At 40.8% G+C, this 1109-nt stretch carries 1 protein-coding gene; it reads left to right on the top strand.

Annotation, left to right across the window (positions count from 1 at the left end; genetic code table 11):
• Positions 1 to 236 precede the first annotated feature (236 nt).
• Positions 237 to 1109 (top strand): FAD-dependent monooxygenase (locus tag COW15_RS09790; protein WP_293632387.1); only part of this gene is annotated, 873 nt, incomplete at its 3' end.

Here is a 1109-nt window from a genome sequence, read left to right on the forward strand (position 1 = left end):
GTCTAAAATCTTAATTTCATGCGCTACTAAACATCACTAAATAGCCAGGTGTATATGTAATGACCTGATTCCTGAAAAAACGGTACGTTTCTTGCACTATTTATACTATCGAATGTGCACGGCTACTTTGCAACTCATCGATGATTGGGACATTTAGGTTAGTTCATGTCTGATACTTTATGTTGCATTCGTACGCCTGTGTATGGTGGACTCTTTTAAGCAAGTGAGAGAGAAAAATGAAGCATATTACTATCGTAGGCGGTGGCCTGGCGGGAACGCTGTGCGCTTTATTTTTAGCACGGCGAGGTTATGAGGTTGATGTATTTGAATCCAGAACAGATGTGCGTCGCAGCCCAACTGATTATGGTCGATCCATAAATCTGGCTTTGTCTTGTAGAGGAATTACCGGATTAAATGCGGTGAACCTGATGGATGAAGTGAGTCAAATTATAGTTCCTATGCGAGCTCGTGCCATCCATGATGTAGATGGTGAAGTAAAATACCAACCTTTTGGTCGCCACGATGAAGAGTACATCAACGCGATTTCACGCACTGAATTAAATGCTTTACTGCTGAATAAAGCGGAACAGTTTAGCGCGATTCATTTACATTTTGAGAAGAAACTTCTTAGTGTCGATATCCATAATAAAAAGCTCTATTTTGAAGCAAGAGATGGAAGTGCTTACGAGTATTCCTATCATCGATTGATTGGGGCTGATGGAGCGGCCTCTTCCATTCGCGAGTGTTTAAAACAAGAGGGGCTTGTACAGACAGAGCGTGAGTTTTTATCTCATGGATACAAAGAGCTTTCTATTAGTAAAAGCCACACTGCGGGTATGGCACGAGAGCACTTACATCTTTGGCCTCGTGATTCGTTTATGTTGTTGGGCAATCCAAACCCGGATGATTCTATCACTGGTTCATTATTTTTAGCTAATGAAGGCAGAGACAGTTTTGCTGAGTTAAATACAGATAGCCGCTTGATTTCTTTCTTTAAAAGAGAGTTTCCGGATATATGCAAAGCAATGCCTAATTTGGTAAAAGAGTTTTTTACAAACCCTACAGGACATTTAAGTACGGTCAAATGTGCTCCTTGGTATTATCGCGAT

Source organism: Shewanella sp. CG12_big_fil_rev_8_21_14_0_65_47_15 (genome assembly GCF_002783505.1).
Taxonomy (GTDB): Bacteria; Pseudomonadota; Gammaproteobacteria; order Enterobacterales; family Shewanellaceae; genus Shewanella.